The 20,638-nt window shown below is 69.6% G+C and carries 20 protein-coding genes; 4 read left to right on the plus strand and 16 right to left on the minus strand.

Annotation, left to right across the window (positions count from 1 at the left end; all coding sequences use genetic code 11):
• Window positions 1-61: 61 nt before the first annotated feature.
• Complete coding sequence (locus tag AC3ANR_RS17935) at window positions 62-238, plus strand: hypothetical protein (protein ID WP_488289464.1); 177 nt, start codon at window positions 62-64, stop codon at window positions 236-238.
• Here AC3ANR_RS17935 and AC3ANR_RS17940 read toward each other — a convergent pair.
• The 11 genes from AC3ANR_RS17940 to AC3ANR_RS17990 are packed head-to-tail and all read right to left on the minus strand — an operon-like array spanning window position 235 to window position 10,790.
• Window positions 235-1,101: a class I SAM-dependent methyltransferase gene (locus AC3ANR_RS17940; RefSeq protein WP_488289465.1), complete on the minus strand. Its 867-nt coding sequence runs from the start codon at window positions 1,099-1,101 to the stop codon at window positions 235-237. The two genes, AC3ANR_RS17935 and AC3ANR_RS17940, sit on opposite strands and share 4 nt — an antisense overlap.
• Window positions 1,068-1,631, minus strand: coding sequence for a DUF1415 domain-containing protein (locus tag AC3ANR_RS17945; protein ID WP_488289466.1), 564 nt, complete (start codon window positions 1,629-1,631; stop codon window positions 1,068-1,070). The genes AC3ANR_RS17940 and AC3ANR_RS17945 overlap by 34 nt, the downstream gene beginning before the upstream one ends.
• Complete coding sequence (locus AC3ANR_RS17950; RefSeq protein ID WP_488289467.1) at window positions 1,606-2,844, minus strand: MFS transporter; 1,239 nt, start codon at window positions 2,842-2,844, stop codon at window positions 1,606-1,608. Before AC3ANR_RS17950 ends, AC3ANR_RS17945 begins: the two co-directional genes overlap by 26 nt.
• Window positions 2,841-4,004 carry a deoxyguanosinetriphosphate triphosphohydrolase gene (locus AC3ANR_RS17955; RefSeq protein ID WP_488289468.1) on the minus strand — a complete coding sequence of 388 codons (1,164 nt, stop codon included), beginning with the start codon at window positions 4,002-4,004 and terminating at the stop codon, window positions 2,841-2,843. Before AC3ANR_RS17955 ends, AC3ANR_RS17950 begins: the two co-directional genes overlap by 4 nt.
• A gap of 5 nt (window positions 4,005-4,009) precedes the next feature.
• Window positions 4,010-5,119, minus strand: a complete 1,110-nt coding sequence (gene aroB / locus AC3ANR_RS17960) for a 3-dehydroquinate synthase (protein ID WP_488289469.1) — start codon at window positions 5,117-5,119, stop codon at window positions 4,010-4,012.
• A gap of 27 nt (window positions 5,120-5,146) precedes the next feature.
• Complete coding sequence (locus AC3ANR_RS17965; protein ID WP_488289470.1) at window positions 5,147-5,674, minus strand: shikimate kinase; 528 nt, start codon at window positions 5,672-5,674, stop codon at window positions 5,147-5,149.
• A gap of 25 nt (window positions 5,675-5,699) precedes the next feature.
• The gene (locus AC3ANR_RS17970; protein ID WP_488289471.1) at window positions 5,700-7,835 is read right to left on the minus strand and encodes a type IV pilus secretin PilQ; all 2,136 of its coding nucleotides are present in this window, start codon (window positions 7,833-7,835) and stop codon (window positions 5,700-5,702) included.
• Window positions 7,832-8,374, minus strand: a complete 543-nt coding sequence (locus AC3ANR_RS17975) for a pilus assembly protein PilP (protein WP_488289472.1) — start codon at window positions 8,372-8,374, stop codon at window positions 7,832-7,834. The genes AC3ANR_RS17970 and AC3ANR_RS17975 overlap by 4 nt, the downstream gene beginning before the upstream one ends.
• The gene (locus AC3ANR_RS17980) at window positions 8,371-9,048 is read right to left on the minus strand and encodes a type IV pilus inner membrane component PilO (RefSeq protein WP_488289473.1); all 678 of its coding nucleotides are present in this window, start codon (window positions 9,046-9,048) and stop codon (window positions 8,371-8,373) included. Before AC3ANR_RS17980 ends, AC3ANR_RS17975 begins: the two co-directional genes overlap by 4 nt.
• Before the next feature lie 6 nt (window positions 9,049-9,054).
• The gene (locus AC3ANR_RS17985) at window positions 9,055-9,714 is read right to left on the minus strand and encodes a PilN domain-containing protein (RefSeq protein WP_488289474.1); all 660 of its coding nucleotides are present in this window, start codon (window positions 9,712-9,714) and stop codon (window positions 9,055-9,057) included.
• Window positions 9,711-10,790 (minus strand): pilus assembly protein PilM, encoded by a 1,080-nt coding sequence (locus AC3ANR_RS17990; RefSeq protein ID WP_488289475.1) that lies wholly within the window; start codon window positions 10,788-10,790, stop codon window positions 9,711-9,713. Before AC3ANR_RS17990 ends, AC3ANR_RS17985 begins: the two co-directional genes overlap by 4 nt.
• A 271-nt stretch (window positions 10,791-11,061) precedes the next feature.
• Between AC3ANR_RS17990 and AC3ANR_RS17995 the strand changes: the two genes are divergently transcribed.
• Entirely contained in the window at window positions 11,062-13,581 is a 2,520-nt protein-coding gene (locus AC3ANR_RS17995) for a penicillin-binding protein 1A (RefSeq protein WP_488289476.1), read from the plus strand.
• Here the strand turns inward: AC3ANR_RS17995 and cyaY are convergent.
• A complete protein-coding gene (cyaY, locus tag AC3ANR_RS18000) occupies window positions 13,578-13,907 on the minus strand; it encodes an iron donor protein CyaY (RefSeq protein ID WP_488289477.1) in 330 nt (109 codons plus the stop codon). The genes AC3ANR_RS17995 and cyaY overlap by 4 nt on opposite strands.
• Window positions 13,908-13,919: 12 nt before the next feature.
• On the opposite strand from cyaY, the gene lptM reads away from it, so the two are divergent.
• The gene (gene lptM, locus AC3ANR_RS18005) at window positions 13,920-14,171 is read left to right on the plus strand and encodes an LPS translocon maturation chaperone LptM (RefSeq protein WP_488289478.1); all 252 of its coding nucleotides are present in this window, start codon (window positions 13,920-13,922) and stop codon (window positions 14,169-14,171) included.
• A gap of 2 nt (window positions 14,172-14,173) precedes the next feature.
• Window positions 14,174-15,448, plus strand: a complete 1,275-nt coding sequence (lysA, locus tag AC3ANR_RS18010) for a diaminopimelate decarboxylase (RefSeq protein WP_488289479.1) — start codon at window positions 14,174-14,176, stop codon at window positions 15,446-15,448.
• Window positions 15,449-15,452: 4 nt separating this feature from the next.
• Here lysA and msrQ read toward each other — a convergent pair whose 3' ends face one another.
• The 4 genes from msrQ to AC3ANR_RS18030 form a co-directional block, all read right to left on the minus strand.
• Entirely contained in the window at window positions 15,453-16,097 is a 645-nt protein-coding gene (msrQ, locus tag AC3ANR_RS18015; RefSeq protein WP_488289480.1) for a protein-methionine-sulfoxide reductase heme-binding subunit MsrQ, read from the minus strand.
• Window positions 16,097-17,092: a protein-methionine-sulfoxide reductase catalytic subunit MsrP gene (gene msrP, locus AC3ANR_RS18020; protein ID WP_488289481.1), complete on the minus strand. Its 996-nt coding sequence runs from the start codon at window positions 17,090-17,092 to the stop codon at window positions 16,097-16,099. Before msrP ends, msrQ begins: the two co-directional genes overlap by 1 nt.
• 63 nt (window positions 17,093-17,155) lie before the next feature.
• On the minus strand, window positions 17,156-18,475 hold the full coding sequence (gene ccsB, locus AC3ANR_RS18025; RefSeq protein ID WP_488289482.1) for a c-type cytochrome biogenesis protein CcsB: 1,320 nt from the start codon (window positions 18,473-18,475) through the stop codon (window positions 17,156-17,158).
• Window positions 18,475-20,592 carry a cytochrome c biogenesis protein ResB gene (locus AC3ANR_RS18030; RefSeq protein ID WP_488289483.1) on the minus strand — a complete coding sequence of 706 codons (2,118 nt, stop codon included), beginning with the start codon at window positions 20,590-20,592 and terminating at the stop codon, window positions 18,475-18,477. Before AC3ANR_RS18030 ends, ccsB begins: the two co-directional genes overlap by 1 nt.
• Window positions 20,593-20,638: the final 46 nt, after the last annotated feature.

Consider the following 20,638-nt stretch of genomic DNA (forward strand, 5'->3'; position numbering starts at 1 on the left):
GCACCCGCCGACAGCCATGGCACGGCAGGGGGCGAAGAATGGCCCGCAGGAGTACAGGCCGATGACTTTCGCGGCTTACATGATCGGGTTCCTGGCCTTCATGGCCGGGGTGGTGTGGGCGGCCGTCGTGGTCGGGGTCCCACAGCAGTACATCGCCATCGGCGCGGCCGTCCTGCTGGGCGCCGGGGTGGTCGGCGCAGCCATGCTGGGCCGGCGTTTCCGGCCGCCCAGGCGCTAGCCGGGCAGGCCGGGGAAGCGCACCGGCTCCAGCGCTTCGAGGCCGAATTCGGCGAGCAAGGCCCGCAGGCGCTCGGCCGCGCTGCGCTTGCGCTGGCCCGTGTGACGCGCCACGATCAGTTCGTTCTTCAGGCTGTGCTCCCAGCCCACCAGTTCCGTCACCGTCACCTGGTAGCCGCTGGCTTCCAGGTAGAGGCAGCGCAGCACGTTGGTCAGCTGGCTGCCGACCTCGCGGGTGTGCAGCGGGTGCCTCCACAGCTCGGCCAACGGCGTGCGCGAGAGTGCCAGCGCCTTGTGCTGGCGCAGGCTGGCCGCGACCTCGGCCTGGCAGCAGGGCACCAGCAGCATCGAACGCGCCTCCTTCTGCAGCCCGAAGGCGATGGCGTCGTCGGTCGCCGTGTCGCACGCATGCAGGGCGGTCACCAGGTCGAAGCGCGCAGGCAACGCCTCGTCGCCGGACGCGTCCGCCGCGCTGATGTTGAGGAACCGCATCCGATCGAACCCCAGCCGGCGGGCCAGGTCGCGCGAGCGCTCGACCAGCTCGGCACGGGTCTCAATGCCGTACACCTGACCCCGGCCGAGGCCCTTGAGCGTCAGGTCGTACAGGATGAAGCCGAGGTACGACTTGCCCGCGCCATGGTCGGCCACGAGCGGCCCCTGCGAGTCCGCGGGCACGTCCCGCAGCAGCTCCTCGATGAACTGGTGCAGGTGGTAGACCTGCTTGAGCTTGCGGCGCGAGTCCTGGTTCAGCTTGCCCTCGCGCGTGAGGATGTGCAGTTCCTTGAGCAGCTCGATCGACTGCCCTTCGCGCCATGGCTGGCCGGCGGCGCTCATTCGCTCCTCCCCACGCCCAGGGCGGCCCATCCCTCGTGGCCCAGGCGGCGCAGCGTCTCGACGTTCGCGCCGAAGATCGCCTCCGCCTCCGGGAACGCGGCGACCGCGCGGTCGATGCTCGACTCGCGCAGCAGGTGCAAGGTGGGATACGGCGACTGGTTGCTGCGGTTGCCCGGATCGTCCTCCTCCGCGCCGGCGAACCGGAACCGCGGATGGAAGCTGGCCAGCTGCACGGTGCCTTCGAGCCCGCGCCGCGCCACGAGGCGTTCGCCCTGGCGCACGAGATCGTTGAACAGCAGGAATTCGTCGAAGCCCTGGGGCAGCACGAGCAGCGTGGTGTCGCGCTGCGCCGCGGGACGGTCCAGCAGCTCGGTCAGCTCGCGATCGAGCGCTTCGAGCACGCCGGCGAACTCGCCTTCGGTGCTCACGGCGAAGTGGACCTGCTCCTTCACGTAGACGGACTTGGCGAACGGGCACAGGTTGAGCCCGATCACCGCACGCTCGAGCCAGCGGCGGGTGTCGGCGATCGCTTGCTCAGGAGTGGGTGGGAGCGTGGCCATGGCGGGAAGGCGGCGATTCTAGGCGCTGCCGATGCAGCAGCCGGCCCGCCCAGCCCGCCAGCAGCAGGCCGGCCAGCGCACAGCTGCTGGTGACCACCCAGCTCCATTGCCAGCCGCCCGCACGCGCGGCCACCCACGCCACCAGCGGCGGTCCCGCGAATTGGCCCAGCGCGGACCATTGCTGCATCCAGCCGACGGTGGTCGAGACGGTGTGCTCCGACGGCGCGAGGCGCACCGCCAGCGAGAACAGGGTTCCCGGGATCACGCCTCCCACCATCGAGAACGCCAGGACCGCGGCATACCGCAGCAGCGGCGCCGCGCCGCCCTCGCCGAACCAGCCCGTGAACGCGAGGAAGCCGCCCAGGCCCATCACCACCGAGCCGACGGCGAGCAACCGCTGCGCAGGAACGCCGCGCTGCAGCAGGCGCCCCGAGGCCAGGTTGCCCACCATGTTCACGGCCGCCGCCAGGGCCGTCGCGACCGCGGCCCACGAGGGCGCGAAGCCCGAGGCGAGATAGATCGAAGGCAGGAAGCCGATGACCGCCAGCCACTGCGCCGAGTAGACGCCGAACGCCAGGGCGACCAGCCATGGCCCGGGCGCCCGCAGCGTCTGCACCACCCTGCCCTTCCAGCCGGCCTGCGCCACGTGCCGCACCGGATCGGGCGGCAGTGCGAGCGCGAGCCAGGCCGCCATCGCGAGCGAGAACGCACCGAGCAACCACCACCAGGCCTGCCAGCCGGCGAGCGCCATCCACGCCGGCCCGCACAACAAGGCCGTGGCGGTGGCGAACGGCATGTACGCGCCCCACACGCCCAGCATGCCGTTCAGGCGGTCGCTGGAGACGAGCCGCCGGATGAGACCCGGCGCCGGCATCGACGCGGCCAGGAAGCCCAGTCCTTCGAGCGCGCGCAACGCGAGCAGCGGCGCCGGCGAGGCGGCCCCGCCACCGGCCACGCTGGCCGCTCCCACGACCACCAGCCCGAGCACCATGGTGCGCTTGAGGCCCAGGCTGTCGGCAGCCAGGCCGATGGCAAGGCCCAGCGTCATGCCCGCCAGCTGCACCAGCGAGAGCAGGAAGCCGGCCTGCACGAGGCCGAGGCCCAGCGCATCGCGCAGCACGGGCAGCGCGGGCGGCAGCTTGCCGACGTGGATCGCCGCCGCGACACCGCCCAGCACCACCAGCCAGGCCGCACTGGTGCCCTCGCGCCTCACGGCAGCAGCCGGTGGCCCGTGAGCCGCTCGTGCTCGCGCGCCGCGAAGCGGTCCGTCATGCCGGCGATGTAGTCCGCCACCGCGCGCTCGCGGTCCGCGCGGGCGGTGAAGCCGGCCTGCATCTGCGCCGGATCGTGGAGATAGGCGGCAAAGAGGTCGCGCACCACCTGCCGCGCGCGCTGGGTCGTCTCGACCACCTGCGGGTGCCGGTAGAGGTTGCGCAGCAGGAACTGCTTCAGCACCGAGGACCGGTCGCGCATCGCGTCGCTGAAGCACACGAGCGGGCCGGCACGGCGCGCCCCGTCCGCGGTCGCGACGCCGGTGCGCTCGATCGCCGCGGTGGTGGCATCGATGACGTCGTACACCTGCGCGCTGAGCATGCGGCGGATCGCTTCGTACAGCAGGCGCCGGCCCGAAAGCGTGGGGTGGTCCGCCAGCGCCTGGTTGCGGTGGTCCGCGAACAGGGCGATGGCATCGAGCTGCTCGAACGTGAGCAGGCCCGAGCGCACGCCATCGTCGATGTCGTGCGCGTTGTAGGCGATCTCGTCGGCCAGGTTGCACAGCTGCGCCTCCAGGCTGGGCTGCGTGCGCTCGATGAACCGGCGCCCGACGCCGCCGGGCTCCTGCGCCTCGAGCCGCTCGGCGTTCGCCCGCGAACAGTGCTTCAGGATGCCCTCGCGGGTCTCGAACGTGAGGTTCAGGCCGTCGAACTGCGGATAGCGCTCCTCGAGCGCATCGACCACGCGCAGGCTCTGCAGGTTGTGCTCGAAGCCGCCGAAGCCGTCCATGCACTCGTTCAGCGCATCCTGGCCGGCATGGCCGAACGGCGTGTGGCCCAGGTCGTGCGCCAGCGCGATGGCCTCGACCAGGTCCTCGTTCAGGCCCAGCGGGCGGGCGATCGAGCGCCCCAGCTGCGCCACTTCGAGCGAATGCGTCAGCCGCGTGCGGAACAGGTCGCCCTCGTGGTTGAGGAACACCTGTGTCTTGTAGACGAGCCGCCGGAAGGCGGTCGAGTGGACGATGCGGTCGCGGTCCCGCTGGAAGTCCGTGCGCGTGGGCGGCACGGGCTCCGGATGCCGGCGGCCGCGCGACTGCGCCGGATCGCTGGCGTACGAAGCCAACGTGCCGTTCCCGGCGTCCTTGCCCCCAACCTGCTGCATCGGGCTCAGCCCCCGCTCGTGCAGGCGGCGATCACCTCGCGCACGACCGGCTCCGGGGCGGGCCGAACGCCGGCCCGGCCGGGCGCCTCGATCACGACGAAGCGGATGCCGCCGCCCTCGGATTTCTTGTCCAGCCGCATCAGTTCGAGGTAGCGATCGGCCCCGAGGTCCGGTGCGCGCACCGGCAGCCCCGCTTCGCGCACCAGGCGCGTGAGCCGCTCGACCAGCGCGGCGTCGATGTGGCCGAGGCGCTGCGACAGCTGCGCGGCCATCACCATGCCGCAGCCGACCGCCTCGCCATGGAGCCACTCGCCGTAGCCGAGGCCGGACTCGATCGCGTGCCCGAAGGTGTGGCCGAAGTTCAGGATCGCGCGCAAGCCGCTTTCGCGCTCGTCCTGGGCCACGACCCCGGCCTTGATCTCGCAGCTGCGTTGCACCGCCCGGGCGAGCGCCGCCGGATCACGGCGCAGCAGGGCCGGCAACGATTGCTCGATCCAGTCGAGGAACGCCATGTCGGCGATCGGGCCGTACTTGATCACCTCGGCGAGCCCGGCGCTGAACTCGCGCGCCGGCAGCGTGGCCAGGGTGTCCAGGTCACAGACGACGCGCACCGGTTGGTGAAACGCGCCGACCATGTTCTTGCCCAGCGGATGGTTGATCGCCGTCTTGCCGCCCACCGACGAGTCGACCTGCGCGAGCAGCGTCGTGGGCACCTGCACGAACGGAACCCCCCGCATGTAGCAGGCGGCCGCGAACCCGGTCATGTCGCCGACGACGCCGCCGCCCAGCGCGAACAGCACGGTCTTGCGGTCGCAGCCGTTCGACAGCAGCCCGTCGAAGATCGCGTTGAGCGTCTGCCAGTCCTTGTGCGACTCGCCGTCGGGCAGCACCACGACGTGCACGGCCCGGTAATGCGCGGCCAGCGCATCGCGCAGGGGCTGTAGGTACAGCGGCGCCACGGTGTCGTTGGTGACGACCAGCGCCGCCGAGGCGCGCGGCAGGCCGGCCCACGTGCCGGGCGAAGCGAGCAGGCCGGTCCCGATGACGATCGGATAGCTGCGTTCGGCGAGGTCGATGGCGACCTCGTGCAGCACGCGCGGCGGGGCGGAAAGCATCCCCGCAGTGTAAGGCGCGGCCCCGCCTCAGCCGGGGCCCAGCACGCCGGCCAGCTCCAGCTGCATCACCACCATGTTCACCAGCGCCGGCACCGAGGGCCGGCCCGTGTCGATGACGAAGTGCGCCGTCTCGCGGTACAGGGGGTCGCGCTCGGCGAACAGCTGCCGCAGCTTCTGCAGCGGATCGTCGACCTGCAGCAAGGGCCGCTTGGTGTCGCGGCGCAGGCGGCGCCACAGCTCCTCGGGCGTGGAGCGCAGGTAGACCACGGAGCCGGCGGACTTCAGCGCGGCGCGGTTCGCCTCGCGCAACACGGAGCCACCACCGGTCGCGAGTACGCAGGGCGGGCCGGACGCGATCTCGGCCAGCACCTGCTGCTCCAGGTCGCGGAAGGCGGCTTCGCCTTCGCGCGCGAAGAAATCGCGGATGGAGCAGCCGATGCGCTGCTCGATGACGTGGTCGGAATCGAGGAACGGCAGCCCCACCCGGCGGGCGAGGCTGTGTCCGATGGTCGACTTGCCGGACCCCGGCAGGCCGACCAGCACGAGGCTGCGCATGCCGCCGGTCCGGCTGGATGGCGCCTTAGCGGGCGACGCCGCGGTCGGCCACCATCTTGGGCGTGATGAACACCAGCATTTCCTGCTTGCTGGAGCTGCGCGCCTTGTTCTTGAACAGGTTGCCCACCGCCGGGATGTCGCCCAGCACCGGCACCTTGGTGTCGGTCTCGGTCTCTGTCAGCTCGAAGATGCCGCCGATCACCACCGTGCCACCGTTCTCGACCAGCACCTGGGTGCGGATGTGCTTGGTGTTGATGGCGATGCCCGCCGCCGTGGTCTCGCCGCGGCTGTCCTTGCTGATGTCCAGGTCCAGGATGATGTTGCCCTCGGGCGTGATCTGGGGCGTGACTTCGAGCTTCAGGGTCGCGCGGCGGAAGGCCACCGACGTGGCGCCGCTGGACGTGGCCTGCTGGTACGGGAATTCCGTGCCCTGCTCGATCAGCGCCTTGGTCTTGTCCGCCGTGACGACGCGCGGGCTGGACACCAGGCGGCCCTTGCCGTCCGCCTCCAGTGCCGACAGCTCCAGGTTCAGGAACCGGTTGGCGCCGGCGCCGAACAGCGAGATGGCGAAGCTGGCCGGGTTGTAGCCGCCCTGGCCGACGGCCGGCAGGTTCACGAAGCTCGTGTTGATGGTGTCCAGCTGCGTGGTGCTCTCGCCCGTCTGGCCGGTCACGGCGTCGTAGGTGGCCCCCACCGAGGCACGCTGGTTGTTGAACACGCCATAGCCCGGCGTGCCGCCGCGCGCGTTGCCGGCGCGCAGGTCGGAGCCGCCCAGGCGCACGCCCAGCGACTTGCCGAAGGTGTCCGAGGCCTCGACGATGCGCGCCTCGATCAGGACCTGGCGCACGGCGATGTCCAGCTTGGTGATCAGTTCCTGCACCTGCTCCAGGCGGCTGGCGATGTCGGTGACGAACAGCTGGTTGGTGCGCGGCTCGGCGATCACGCTGCCGCGGGCGCTCAGCACGCGGTTGGCGACCGGGCCGGCGGTCAGCTGCGCCGCCACTTCGGCGGCGCGGGTGTAATTGAGCTGGAACGACTGGGTGCGCACCGGCTCCAGGCCCTGGATCGCGACGCGCGATTCGAGCTCGAGCTTCTCCTTGGCGGCGATCTCGTCCTTGGGCGCGATCCACAGCACATTGCCGGTCTTGCGCATGCCCAGGCCCTTGGCCTGCAGGATGATGTCCAGCGCCTGGTCCCACGGCACGTCCTTCAGGCGCAGCGTGACGGCGCCCGAGACCGAGTCGGAGGTGACGATGTTGAAGTTGGTGAAGTCGGCGATCACCTGCAGCAGCGAGCGCACCTCGATGTTCTGGAAGTTCAGCGACAGCTTCTCGCCGGCGTAGCCCGGGCCCTGGGCGAGCTTGTTCGGGTCGTTCTTCTGCTGGCGTACCTCGACGACGAACTGGTTGTCGCTCTGGTAGGCGCTGTGCTCCCAGGCGCCCTTGGGCTCGATGACGACGCGCACGCGGTCGCCCTGCTGGAAGGTCGTGACGGTCTGCACCGGCGTGCCGAAGTCGGTGACGTCGAGCTTGCGGCGCAGGCCCTCCGGCAGCGTCGACTTCAGGAAGTCGACCACCAGGGAGTGGCCCTGCTGGCGGATGTCCACGCCGACCTGGTTGTTCGGCAGTTCCACCATGATGCGGCCCGAGCTGTCGGGGCCGCGGCGGAAGTCCAGGTCCTTGATCGGCTGGGTGTCGCGGTTGCGGCTCTCGGCGAACGTGGCGGCCGGCGCGGTGACGGCCGGCGCGCTGGCGACGCCCACCGGGTCGAGCGACAGCAGCAGCGACTTGCCCTGCAGCTGCGCCTTGTAGCCGGTGGGCGACTTCAGGTTCAGCACGAGGCGGGTGCGGTCACCGGCGGTGACGACGTTGACGGAACGCAGGTTGCCCTGGTTCAGCTCGACGGAGTTGCGGCCCATCGCATTGGTGGCGCCGGGCACGTCGAGCGCGATGCGCGCGGGGGACTGGATGGCGAAGCCGGCGGGGACCGCGGTCAGCGGCTGCGTGAAGTCGATGCGGACCACTTCGACGCCGCCCTGGATCGAGCTGGTGACCGATTCGACGGCCGTCTGCGCCTGCGCGGATGCCGCGAAGGCCATTGCGAGGAGCCATCCGAAGCAGGCAAGCAGCCGCCCCCAGGCCATGTGGTTCTGTTTCTTCATTTCGCCCTCTCTTGCAATTGCAGCGTCGCGGTGCGCTCGATCCATTCGCCCGCGGCGTCCTGCACGATCTCGCGCAGCACGACCTCGGTCTCGCCCACCTTCATGATCCGGCCGTAGTTCTGGCCGAGGTAGTTGCCGGGGCGGACCTGGTACAGGAGCTTGTCCACCTGCACCAGGGCGACGGGCTGGCCCTTTTTGACCAGGCTGCCCACCATGGCCATGCTGTCGAGCGGATAGCTCTCCAGCGGCTCCTTGCGGCGGGCGAGCTCCGGCGCCAGCAGGGCGGCGCTGGACGTGGACTGCGTCGTCTCGCGCTTGAGCGCCTGCGTGAGCTTCTGGCTGCTGAACGGATCGATGGCCGCTTCCTGCGTGTAGGCCTGCGGCGTGAACTTCTTGGGCTCCGGGATCGGCTGAACCTTCGGCCGGGTCTGGGCGCGCTGCTCGGCCATCCACTGCTGGATCTCCTCCTGGTTGGAGGAGCTGCAGCCGGCCGCCAGCAGCACGGCGGCCAGGGCGGGGGCGAGTCGGACCATCGTCATTTCTTGGCTCCCGCGGCCGGCGCAGCGGCCTTGCGCTGCCGGTTCACTTCCTCGGTGTCGAGGTAGCGGAACGTCTTGGCCGTGGCGTCCATCGACAGCGCCCCGTCCTTGGCCCCCCCGATCGTGAGGTTGTTCAGCGTCACGATGCGCGAGAGGTTCGCGATGTCGGAGGCGAACGAGCCGATGTCGTGGTAGCGGCCGGTGACCTTCACCGCGATGGGCAGCTCGGCGTAGTACTCCTTGACGTTCACCTGGCCGGGGCGGAACAGCTCGAACGTGAGGCTGCGGCCCAGGCCCGCCTGGTTGATGTCGGACAGCAGGGCGTCCATTTCCGCCTTGCTGGGCAGCTGCTTCTCGAGCTGCGTCACGTACTGCTGCACCTGCTCGCGCTGCTTCTTCAGGGCATCGAGGTTGATGGCCTGGCCGAGCTTCTTGGTGTAGTCCGCCTTCAGCGTCTGCTCCTTGGCGCGTTCGCCTTCGAGTTCGGTGTCCGAGTTCTGCAGCCAGACGAACCACAGCGCGATGACGATGGCCGCCATGAGGGCGAGGCACGCGAGCAGCCGCGGCAGGATCGGCCAGGTGGCCGGGTCGTTGGGGTTCAGGCCCTTGAACTGGCCGACGACCTTCTGCTGAAGGGCGGCCAGGTCGAGCTTGGGGACGGCGATGGAGGCCATGGTGCGTCAGGTCTTGTTCGCGGGGGTCGAGGCCGAGGCGGAGGCCGCCGCCGGGACCGGCGCCCCCGAAGCGGCCGGCGAGGCGCCCGTGGCCATCTGCACTTCGCTGGAGCGAAGCAGCCGCACGCGCATGCTGAAGTTGGAGACCCGGCGCTGGTCGCGCGGGCCGAGGGCCACCGAGCCGGCAACGATCTCGACCAGCTCGGGCTTGGTGAGCCACGGGCTGTTGTTGCCCAGGTTGCGCAGCAGCTCGGACACGCGCTCGTTCGACTGGGCGCTGCCCTGCACGGTGACGACCTGGTTGTCCTGCTTGAGGCTGCTGATGTAGACGCCGTCGGGCAGCTGGCGCACCAGCTCGTTGAGCAGGTGCACGGGCATGTTGCGGTCGGCCTGCAGGTCTTCCACCGCCTGCTGGCGGGCGCGCAGCGCGGCGATCTCCTGCTGCAGGGTGGAGATCTCCTTGATCTGCCCCTCCAGCTTGGTGATCTCGGTCTGCAGCAGCTGGTTCTTGCTCTGCTGGCCGGAGATCTGGGCCTGGTACCAGAGGAACGTGGCACCAGCGATGACGCCGCCGCACAGGCCGGCGACGCCCAGGGACACGAAGAACGCCTCGCGTTTGCGCTTGCGCGCGGCCTCGCGGTGGGGCAGCAGGTTGATCAGGATCACTGCAGGAACCTCCGCATGGCCAGTCCGCACGAGGTGAGGTACGAAGGCGCCTCGCGGCGCATGCGCTTCTCGCGCACGTTCTCGCCGATCAGCATGCCCTCGAACGGGTTGGCCAGCGCGCAGGGGAAGGACGTCTGCGCCGTCACGGCCTCGTTCAGGCCCGGCAGCGCGGCCGAGCCGCCCGCGAGCATGATGTGGTCGACGCGGTTGTGCGGCGTGCTGGTGAAGAAGAACTGCAGCGCCCGCGCCACTTCCTGGGCCATGCTGTCGACGAACGGCCGGAGCACCGTGGACTCGTAGTCGTCCGGCAACTCGCCGCTGCGCTTCTTGGATTCGGCCTCCTCGGGCGAGAAGCCGTACTGGCGCACGATCAGCTGGGTGAGCTGGGCGCCGCCGAAGGCCTGGTCGCGGTCGTAGAGGACCTCGTCGTTGCGGATCACCTGCATGCTGGTGGTGAAGGCACCGACCTCGAACAGGGCGACCATGCCGTCCACCCCGCCGTTGGGAAGGCCCTGGATCAGGCGGCCGGCCGCCAGGCGCGACGAATAGGATTCGACATCGATGATCACGGGCTTCAGGCCCGCGGCCTCGGCCAGGCCCTGGCGGTCCTGCACCTTCTCCTTGCGGGAGGCCGCGATGAGGACCTCGACGTCGCCGGAGGACGTCGGGCTCGGGCCGACGACACAGAAGTCCAGGCTCACTTCGTCGAGCGAGAACGGGATGTACTGGTTCGCCTCGGTCTCCACCTGGACCTCGAGCTCCTGCTCGGACATGCCGCCCGGCAGGATGATCTTCTTGGTGATGACCGCCGAGGGCGGCAGCGCCATGGCGACGTTCCGGGTCCGGGTTCCGCTCTTCTTGAGCAGCCGCCGGATGGCTTCGGCGACCTCGTCGAATTTCTCGACGTTGCCGTCCGTGATCCAGCCACGCTCGAGTTGCTCGATCGCGCACCGCTCCAGCACGTAGGCCCCGGAGCTGTCACGGCCGAGCTCGACCAGCTTGACGCTGGATGAGCTGATGTCCATCCCCAACAGGGGTGCCGGTTGCCGGCTCAACAACGATCCCAAAGAGATCAACTTGGTCTCCCGCCCAAACGTTTCAGGCCGTCACAAACTTAAGATTCCACTTCAATGCTAGCAGTAACATCCTTGTCGCCCAAAGGATTTTTCCCCACGCAACCGCAGCAAACGTTGCCAAAAACCGACGAGCTTGCGCGGTCGTGCGCAAGCTCGACCGCATCCCCGCCGGCCGTCCGTCAGCATCGACCGCCGGGCGGCCCCCGACCCCATCCGTTCCTGCGGAGGGCGATTTTTATAATTGCCGCCGGGCTTCAAGCCCCCCATCCTTATGCCCTCTGACACCCCCTCCGACGACAAAGCCGCCAAGCGCCCGCGCGCCAACGAAGGGGCCTCCTGGAAGCGGCGGCTGAGCCGCGCGCTGCTCTGGCTGGGCGGCGGCGCGCTGGCCGGCGCCGTCTCGCTGGTGATCATTGCCGGGGTCGCCCTGGCGGTCGCCTACCCCAACCTGCCGGACATCTCCGAGCTGTCGGACTACCGGCCCAAGCTGCCCATGCGGGTGTGGTCGGCCGACGGCGTGCTGCTGGGCGAGTTCGGCGAGGAGCGCCGCAACCTGACCCCGATCGCCGAGATCCCGGCGGTGATGAAGAACGCGGTGCTGGCGATCGAGGACTCGCGCTTCTATTCGCACAGCGGCGTCGACTACCGCGGCCTCGCGCGCGCGGCCGTCGCCAACCTGGGCCGGGTCAAGAGCCAGGGCGCCTCGACCATCACGATGCAGGTGGCCCGCAACGTCTACCTGTCGTCGGAAAAGACGTTCACGCGCAAGCTGTACGAGGTCCTGCTGACCTTCAAGCTGGAGCACCTGCTCACCAAGGACCAGATCCTCGAGATCTACATGAACCAGATCTATCTGGGGAACCGGGCCTATGGCTTCGCCGCGGCGTGCGAGACCTATTTCGGCAAGCCGCTCAAGGACATCACCGTGGCCGAGGCGGCGATGCTGGCCGGGCTGCCGAAGTCGCCCTCGGGCAACAACCCGATCGCCAACCCGACCCGGGCCCGCTCGCGCCAGCTGTACATCATCGAGCGGATGGAGGAGAACGGCTTCATCACGCCCGGGCAGGCCGAGGCAGCCAAGCGCCAGGACATCAAGGTCCGCCCCGCCAACGACCACGGCCGCTCGCACGCCGAATACATCGCCGAGACGGCGCGCCAGCTGGTCTTCGCCCAGTACGGCGAGGACGCCTACACGCGCGGCATCAACGTGGTGACCACCATCAACGCCGTGCAGCAGGAGGCCGCGTACAAGGCCCTGCGCAAGGGCATCATGGACTACGAGAAGCGCCAGATCTACCGCGGCCCCGAGGAGTTCATCGAGCTGCCGGCCGACCGCAAGGACCTGGAGGACGCGATCGACGACGCGCTGGGCGACCACCCGGACAACGGCGACGTGATGTCCGCCGTGGTGCTGGAGGCCGGCCCGAAGAAGATCGTCGCGGTGCGCCAGAACGCCGAGCGCTTCGAGATCGTGGGCGAAGGCCTGCGCGCCGCGCAGTCCGGCCTGTCCGAGAAGGCGCCGCCCAAGACGCGCATCCGCCCCGGCGCCGTGATCCGCGTGATGTTCAACGCCACCAAGAAGGCCTGGGAGATCACCCAGCTGCCCGAGGTGGAGGGCGCGTTCGTGGCCATCGACCCGCGCAGCGGCGCCATCCACGCGCTGGTGGGCGGCTTTGACTTCTACAAGAACAAGTTCAACCACGTCACCCAGGCGTGGCGCCAGCCCGGCTCGGGCTTCAAGCCGTTCATCTATTCGGCCGCGCTCGAGAAGGGCTTCACGCCCTCGACCATCGTCAACGACGCGCCGCTGTTCTTCGACGCCGGCGTCACCGGCGGCCAGCCTTGGGAGCCGAAGAACTACGACGGCAAGTTCGAGGGCCCGATGCCGCTGCACCAGGCCCTGGCCAAGTCGAAGAACATGGTCTCCATCCGCATCCTGCAGGCCGTGGGCACGCAGAACGCGCAGGACTGGATCACGCGCTTCGGCTTCGAGGCCGAGAAGCACCCGGCCTACCTGACGATGGCGCTGGGCGCCGGCTCGGTCACGCCGATGCAGATGGCCACCGGCTACGCGGTGTTCGCCAACGGCGGCTACCGCGTCAACCCGTGGCTGATCAGCAAGATCACCGACCACAAGGGCAAGGTGATCGTGGAGACGCAGCCGCCGCTGCCCACCGAGGCCATGCGGGCGATCGATTCGCGCAACGCGTTCATCATGGACCGGCTGCTCAACGAGGTCGCCCGCTCGGGCACGGCCGCGGCCGCGCAGCGGCTGCTCAAGCGGCCCGACCTGTACGGCAAGACCGGCACCACCAACGATTCCATCGACACCTGGTTCAACGGCTTCCACCCCTCACTGGTGGGCATCGTCTGGATGGGCTACGACAACCCCAAGCCGCTGGGCGACCGCGAGACCGGCGGCAGCATGAGCCTGCCGGTGTGGATCGACTTCATGCAGACCGCGCTCAAGGGCGTGCCCGAAGCGGTGCCGACCGCGCCGGCCGGCGTGGTGAACGTGGGCGGCGAGTGGTACTTCGAGGAGTACGCCCCCGGCTCCGGCGTGAGCAGCCTCGGCCTGAACAGCGCCGCCGCGGGCGACCCGGTGCCGGGCGCCCCCGCGGGCGCCGTGCCGGCCACGCCCACGGCGCCTGCCACCGCGCGGCCGGGCACGGGAACGGGCCAGGGCACGCCGGGGTCGCCGACGGACAAGAGCCTGATGAACTCGGACGGCCTGCCGCCGTCGCGCCCGGCCGAGGAACGCCGCAGCATCCTCGACCTGTTCCGCAACTAGCCGCCGAACCGCAGCGCAGCGCCCGCCTGGCTGGAGGCGTGGCGGCTGAGGCCGGCGAAGAACTCGCCCTCGCCCTTGGTGTCCATCCAGCGCTGGCCGTCGAAGCGATAGTGGAAACCTCCTGCCTTGGCGGCGAGCCACACCTCGTGGAGGGGTTTCTGCAGGTTGATGATGATCTGGGTGCCGTTGCGGAAGGTGAGCGTGACCATCCCGCCGACCCGCTGGCTGTCGATGTCCGCATCGGTGCTGTCGTTGATGCGGTCGCAGCTGGCCTCGACCTCGCGCAGCAGCGCTTCGGCATGGTCCATGTACTCGAGGTCGGTCATTACAATTTTGCGATGTTCGAAGTCGTCCGGATTCTATGCAGCGGCCTTCCCGGCCGTGGCCTGCTGGCGGCAGTGACCCTGGCGGCCGTGGCAGGTTGCGGCCAGCGCGGTCCGCTGTACCTGCCCACCGACCCGGCTGCCGCCGGCCGCCCCACCTTGCCGCAGATCCTGGTCCCCGGCACGCCCACCAACCCCACCCCACCCGCAACCGACAACCCGCCGCCCGGCAGCTCCGGCGCCGGCACGGCCAACCCGGTGCGCTGACCATGACCCACCCAGGCCACCCGCACGTCCACTGGCAGGACGGGCAGCTGCACGTCGAGCAGCTGCGCGTCGCCGACCTCGCGCGCCGCTACGGCACGCCCCTGTTCGTCTACTCCAAGGCGTCGATGCTCGACGCGCTCGGCGCCTACCAGCGCGGCCTGCGCGGCCGCAAATCGAAGATCTGCTACGCGATGAAGGCCAATTCGTCGCTCGGCGTGCTGCAGGTGTTCGCGCAGGCGGGCTGCGGCTTCGACATCGTCTCGGGCGGCGAACTGCAGCGCGTGCTCGCCGCCGGCGGCAAACCCGCCGACATCATCTTCTCGGGCGTGGGCAAGACGCCCGACGAGATGGCCAACGCGCTGCAGGCCGGCATCGGCTGCTTCAACGTCGAGAGCGAGGCCGAGCTCGAGGTCCTCGACGGCGTCGCCGGTGCGATCGGCCACAAGGCGCCGGTCAGCCTGCGCGTGAACCCGGACGTGGACCCCAAGACCCATCCTTACATCTCCACGGGCCTGAAGGGCAACAAGTTCGGCATCTCGCACGACGCGGCGCTGGCCGCCTACCGGCGCGCGGCCGCCCTGCCCCACCTGCGCGTGGTGGGCATCGACTGCCACATCGGCTCGCAGATCACCGACAGCGCGCCCTACCTCGATGCGATGGACCGCATCCTCGACCTGGTCGCCGCGGTGGAAGCCGAGGGCATCCGGCTGCAGCACATCGACTTCGGCGGCGGCCTCGGCATCGACTACCGCGGCGACCAGCCGCCGGCGGCCGACGCGCTGTGGGCGCAACTGCTGCGCAAGCTGGACGCGCGCGGCTACGGCGACCGCGAATTGATGATCGAGCCCGGGCGCTCGCTGGTGGGCAATGCCGGCCTGTGCGTGACCGAGGTCCTGTACCTCAAGCCGGGCGAGCAGAAGAACTTCTGCATCGTCGACGCGGCCATGAACGACCTGCCGCGGCCCGCCATGTACCAGGCGTTCCACGGCATCGAGCCGGTTTCGCCGCGCGGCAAGGAGGCCCAGCCCGCGGTGTACGACGTCGTCGGCCCGATCTGCGAGAGCGGCGACTGGATCGGCCGCGACCGCGAACTGGCGGTGCAGCCCGGCGACCTGCTGGCGGTGCTGTCCACCGGCGCCTATTGCATGAGCATGGCCAGCAACTACAACACCCGCCCGCGCGCGGCCGAGGTGCTGGTCGACGGCGAGCAGGCCCACCTGATCCGCGAGCGCGAGCAAGTCGCCGACCTGATGCGCGGCGAGCGCCTGGTCCCCTGACCGCCTAGCCGCGCTGCGGCCGCAGCGCGGGGGTGCGCAGGCGCCGCCACACCCGCCAGCCGAGCAGCACGCCGAGGATGGCCGCATAGACCGCCACCTCGGCGAAATCGTGCTTGCCGGCACGCATCCAGAAGAAGTGCAGGATCGCCAGCCCCGCCACGCCGTAGACGGCGCGGTGCAACGCCTGCCAGCGGGCGGCGCCCAGTGCCCGGATGGCGCGGTTGAACGAGGTGGCGGCCAGCGGCGTCAGCAGCAGGAACGCCGAGAACCCCACCAGGATGAAGGGCCGCTTGGCGATGTCGCGCGTGATCTCGCCGAAGTCCAGCCCCATGTCGAACCAGGCATAGCCCACCAGGTGCCAGAACGCGTAGAAGTACGTGAACAGGCCCAGCATGCGGCGGAACCTGGCCAGCGCGGGCTGGTTGAAGGTCGTGCGCACGGGCGTCACGGCCAGCGTGAGGCACAGGAAGCGCAGCGTCCAGTCGCCCAGGGCGCGGATCAGGTGCTCGGCGGGGTTGGCGCCGAGCTGGTCGGCCAGCGCGCCGTAGAACAGCCACGCGAACGGCAGCAGCGACAGGATGAACAGGGCGGGCTTGGCGGCGGGATGCAGCCAGATCACGCGCCGCCCGCGCGGTGCGGGCCCGGCCATCAGTAGTTCTTCTTCAGGTCCATGCCGGCATAGAGCTGCCCGACCTGGGCCTCGTAGCCGTTGAACATCAACGTCTTGCGCTTCCTGGCAAAGAGGCCGTCCTCGCCGATGCGCCGCTCGGTGGCCTGGCTCCAGCGCGGATGGTCCACGTTCGGGTTGACGTTGGAATAGAAGCCGTACTCGTTGGCGGCGGCCTTGTTCCAGGCGGTCTTCGGCTCGTGGTCGGTGAAGCGGATCTTCACCAGGCTCTTGGCGCTCTTGAAGCCGTACTTCCAGGGCACCACCAGCCGCACCGGCGCGCCGTTCTGGTTGGGGAGCACCTCGCCGTACATGCCGAAGGCCAGCAGCGTCAGCGGATGCATCGCCTCGTCCAGGCGCAGGCCCTCCACATACGGCCAGTCCAGCACGCGCGAGCCGACGTACGGCATGGTCTTGGGGTCCGCCAGGGTGACGAACTCGACGAACTTGGCATTGCCGGCCGGCTCGACCTTCTCGGCCAGTTTGGAGAACGAGTACCCCACCCACGGGATCACCATCGACCAGCCTTCGACGCAGCGCAGGCGGTAGATGCGCTCCTCCTGTGCGGAGAGCTTGAGCAGGTCCTCGATCGCATAGCGGCCCGGCTTCTTCACCAGCCCCTCGACCTCCACCGTCCAGGGCGTGGTCCTGAGCGTGTGCGCATTGCGCGCCGGGTCCGACTTGTCGGTGCCGAACTCGTAGTAGTTGTTGTAGCCGGTCGCGTCCTTGTACTCGGTGACCTTGTCCATGGACACCGCCCCGGGCACCGTCGATTTCACGGCGGGCAGCGCCGCCAGCTTGCCGGGCCGCTGCTGCTGCGCCAGCGCCTGGCGCCCGGCCCAGGACGCGAGCGCGGCCCCGGCGGCGCCGCCGGCCATCAGGCGGATGATGTCCCGGCGCTGCCGGTACACCGCCTCGGGCGTGATCTCGCTGGAAATCGCGTGGGTGAAGCCGTCGCGGCCGGTCTTGATCAGCATGGAATCCTCCTGGCTGGCAGGTTGCGCATGGGACGGAGTACGCGCCGGGACGTCACGGTGGATTCACAGCGTGCCGTAACTGTGCAATCCCGACAGGAACATGTTGACGCCCAGGAAGGCGAATGTGGTGACCACCAGGCCCACCAGCGCCCACCAGGCCGAGACCGTGCCGCGCAGGCCCTTCATCAGGCGCATGTGCAGCCAGGCCGCGTAATTGAGCCAGACGATCAGCGCCCAGGTTTCCTTGGGGTCCCAGCTCCAGTAGCCGCCCCAGGCCTCGGCCGCCCACAGCGCGCCGAGGACGGTGGCGATGGTGAAGAACGCGAAGCCGACGGCGATGGCCTTGTACATCACGTCGTCCAGCACCTCCAGCGGGGGCAGGCGGGTGGCGATGTGGCGGCGCGCCGCCAGGATGCCGCCGACGATCAGAGCGGCGACGCCGAAGTAGACGACCCAGTAGCTGCCGCCGCTCTCCAGGCTCTTGCGGAACACGACCGGCTCGAAGCACAGCACGATGCCCAGCAGCCACAGCGGCGCGAGCTTCCACCAGTGCGTCTCGCCGGCCTGCTGCTTGATCAGGTAGGCGAAGGCGACCATCGCCGACAGCGCGAAGGTGCCGTAGCCGATGAAGTTGGCCGGCACGTGCAGCTTCATCCACCAGCTCTTGAGCGCGGGCACCAGCGGCTGGATCTCCTGCGCCTCGCGCACGACCGTGTACCAGAGCAGGAAACCGACCGCGGCGCTGACGACCAGCAGGACGAAGGCGCCGAGCGAGCGCGTGTTGTACTGCGCCTCGAAGTACAGGTAGAACAGCGCGGTAAGCCAGCAGAAGAGGACGAACACCTCGTACAGGTTGCTCACCGGGATGTGGCCGATGTCCGGACCGACGAGGTAGCTCTCCCACCAGCGCACCATGGTGCCCACCAGGGCCATGGTGACCGCCACCCAGGCCATGCGCGAGCCGATGCGCTCCATGGTCGCGGCCTGGCCGCCCGAGAACATGCCGATCCAGTAGAAGGCCGTGCTCATGAAAAACAGCACGCTCATCCAGAGGATGGCCGACTGGCTGGACAGGAAGTACTTGAGCCAGAAGACGTCGTCGGCGCGTGCCAGCGACCCCTGGTAGGAGCCGATGGCCAGCAGCGACAGCGCGGCCACGGTGACCATCAGGCCCTGCAACGGCCGCCAGAACCAGCCGAGCCAGACCGCCGCCGGCATGGCGGCGAGCAGGATGCCCTTCTCGTACACGTCCATGTGGGCCGCGTAGCGGCCGAATGCGAACAGGCCGCCGGCCAGCACCAGCAGCGCGAACACCCAGTCGAGGGGACGCCGCCGCGACAGGAAGCCTTCGTTGAGCGTGATCGTTTGGGTGGCAGTGTTCATCAGGATCCCAGCAATTGGTGGCGCAGGCGCTCGAACTCGCGCTCGACGTCCAGTGTCTCGCGGTTGGCCGACAGGGCCATCGTGGCGGCGCTCGTGCCCGCGGCGGCCGGGCCGAGCCAGACCCACAGGCGGCGCTCGCGGATATAGAGCATCGCAAAAACGCCAAGGATGAGCAAAGCGCACCCCAGGTAGACAACGTTCTTGCCGGGGGATCGCGTGACCTGGAACACGCTGGCCTGCACCTGCTGGAAGTCCTTGAGCTGGAACGACATCGGCGCCGGATAGAGGAACGAGTCGCTCAGGGCCACGATGGCCTGGGCCATGAAGGCCTGGCTGCGCTCGCCGCCGTCCATCGGCTGGAGGCCCGCCCGCTCGCGCGTGAGCTGCGCCAGCTCGTACAGCACGCCGCCCAGGATGCGCACCACCACTTCGCCGGCGCGATTGCGCTCGGCCTCGGGCACGCGCGCCTCCAGGTAATCGGAGACGGCGGACAGGCCCGCGCCCTTGCCGCCGGCCGCGGTGTCGCCGGCATACAGGGCCAGCGCCTGGCCGGCGGAAGCGGCCAGTTGTTCGGCCACCGCCGGACGCGCCGGGTCCGTGGCCTTGGCGGCATAGCGGCGCACCGCCTCCGCGCGCAGGGCCGGGTCGGCCAACGCCGCCTTCAGGCGCACGAAGCCGTCCAGGCTGCCCTGGTCGTCGGCCGGCACGCGCAGGTAGCGGAACGCCTCGCCCGGGTTCTCGCGCATGCCGAGCAGGAAGACCGGCACGCCCTCGCCCATCTCGACCGGGAGCATGTAGTTGTTGAACTCGCGCGCCTGGCCGGCCGCGTCGCGCAGCTTGTAGCTGATGCTCGGGCCGATGTTGCGCAGGTCCTTGCGGCTGGCGGTCCGGTTGGCCGCGCCGAGGTGCTGGCCGAGCGACTGCTGCAGGTCCACCTTGCGCGGGTCGGCGCCGCTGCGGCTGGCCTCGGCCATGTTCTCGACGTTGATGACACGCAGGCCCGTGTATTCGATCGTCATCTTGTCGGCCTTCTCGCCTTCGCCGCGGGCGAGTTGCGAGTTGCCGCCGATCACCCCCTGCACTTCGAACGGGCGGGCGGCGCCGTTGATCGGCACCGCCGCCAGCTTCACGCTCGAGCCGCCGTCGTCGAAGCTGGATTGGTAGATCTCGACGCCGCGCCAGCGGGCGGGATGGTTCACCTCGACGCGCGCCGGCACCGCCTCGCCGGTCTCGCGGTCGTGGATCACGATGTCGCTGGCGAACAGCTTGGGCATGCCGGTGGAGTAGTACTCCACGATGAATTTCTTCAGCTCGATGGTGAACGGCAGGTCCTGCAGCAGGATGCCGTCCGACTGGTTCAGGATGGCCGTGCCCGATTGCGTGCCCTCGGCCACCAGCACGTTGCCGCGGAAGGTCGGGTTGCCCGGCGGCAGGCGGTGCTCGGGCTTGACGTCGGCGATCATGCCGCCGCCCGTGTAGGGCGTCTTGCCGCCCAGCAGCATCTGCGCGCGCACGATCAGGTCGCCGTCGAACAGGCCGCCCAGGCACACCAGCACGATCGCGCCGTGGGCAGCCAGGTAGCCGAGCTTGTTGGCCGCGCCCGCGCGGGCAGCCACCATCCAGCCCTCGCCCGCCGCGGTGCTGCGCTGCTGCAGCTTCACCTTCCAGCCGGCTTGGGCCAGGGCGCCGCCGATGCGGCGCGCCGCCGCCTCCGGCGCCTCGGCGAGGCCGGCCTGCGCGCGGTGGTGGAACGCCTTGAGGCTCTGCTCGCGCAGGTTCTCCTTGCTGCTGCGCAGGTCGGCGACGATCTTCGGCGCGTTGCGCGCGATGCACAGCGAGGTGCTGGTGACCAGGAACGCCAGGATCAGCAGGAACCACCAGGCGCTGTAGACGGCGTTGAGCTTGAGCGCCAGGAACAGCTGGGCCCAGAACGGGCCGAACTGGTTGACGTAGTTGGCCGCCGGCTCCCCCTGGCGCAGCACGGTGCCGATCACCGAGGCGATGCAGATGACGGTCAGCAGCGAGATCGCGAACCGCATCGACGACAGCAGTTCCACCGCGGCGCGCAGGCGGTGGGACGGCGTCGCGATGCGCAGGCCCTGGGTGGAAACGGTCATCCTTGAAAAATGAAAAAGGCGGGGTCCGAAGATCCCGCCTGACTGT

It is taken from the genome of Ramlibacter sp. JJN2-2R (genome assembly GCF_057747835.1).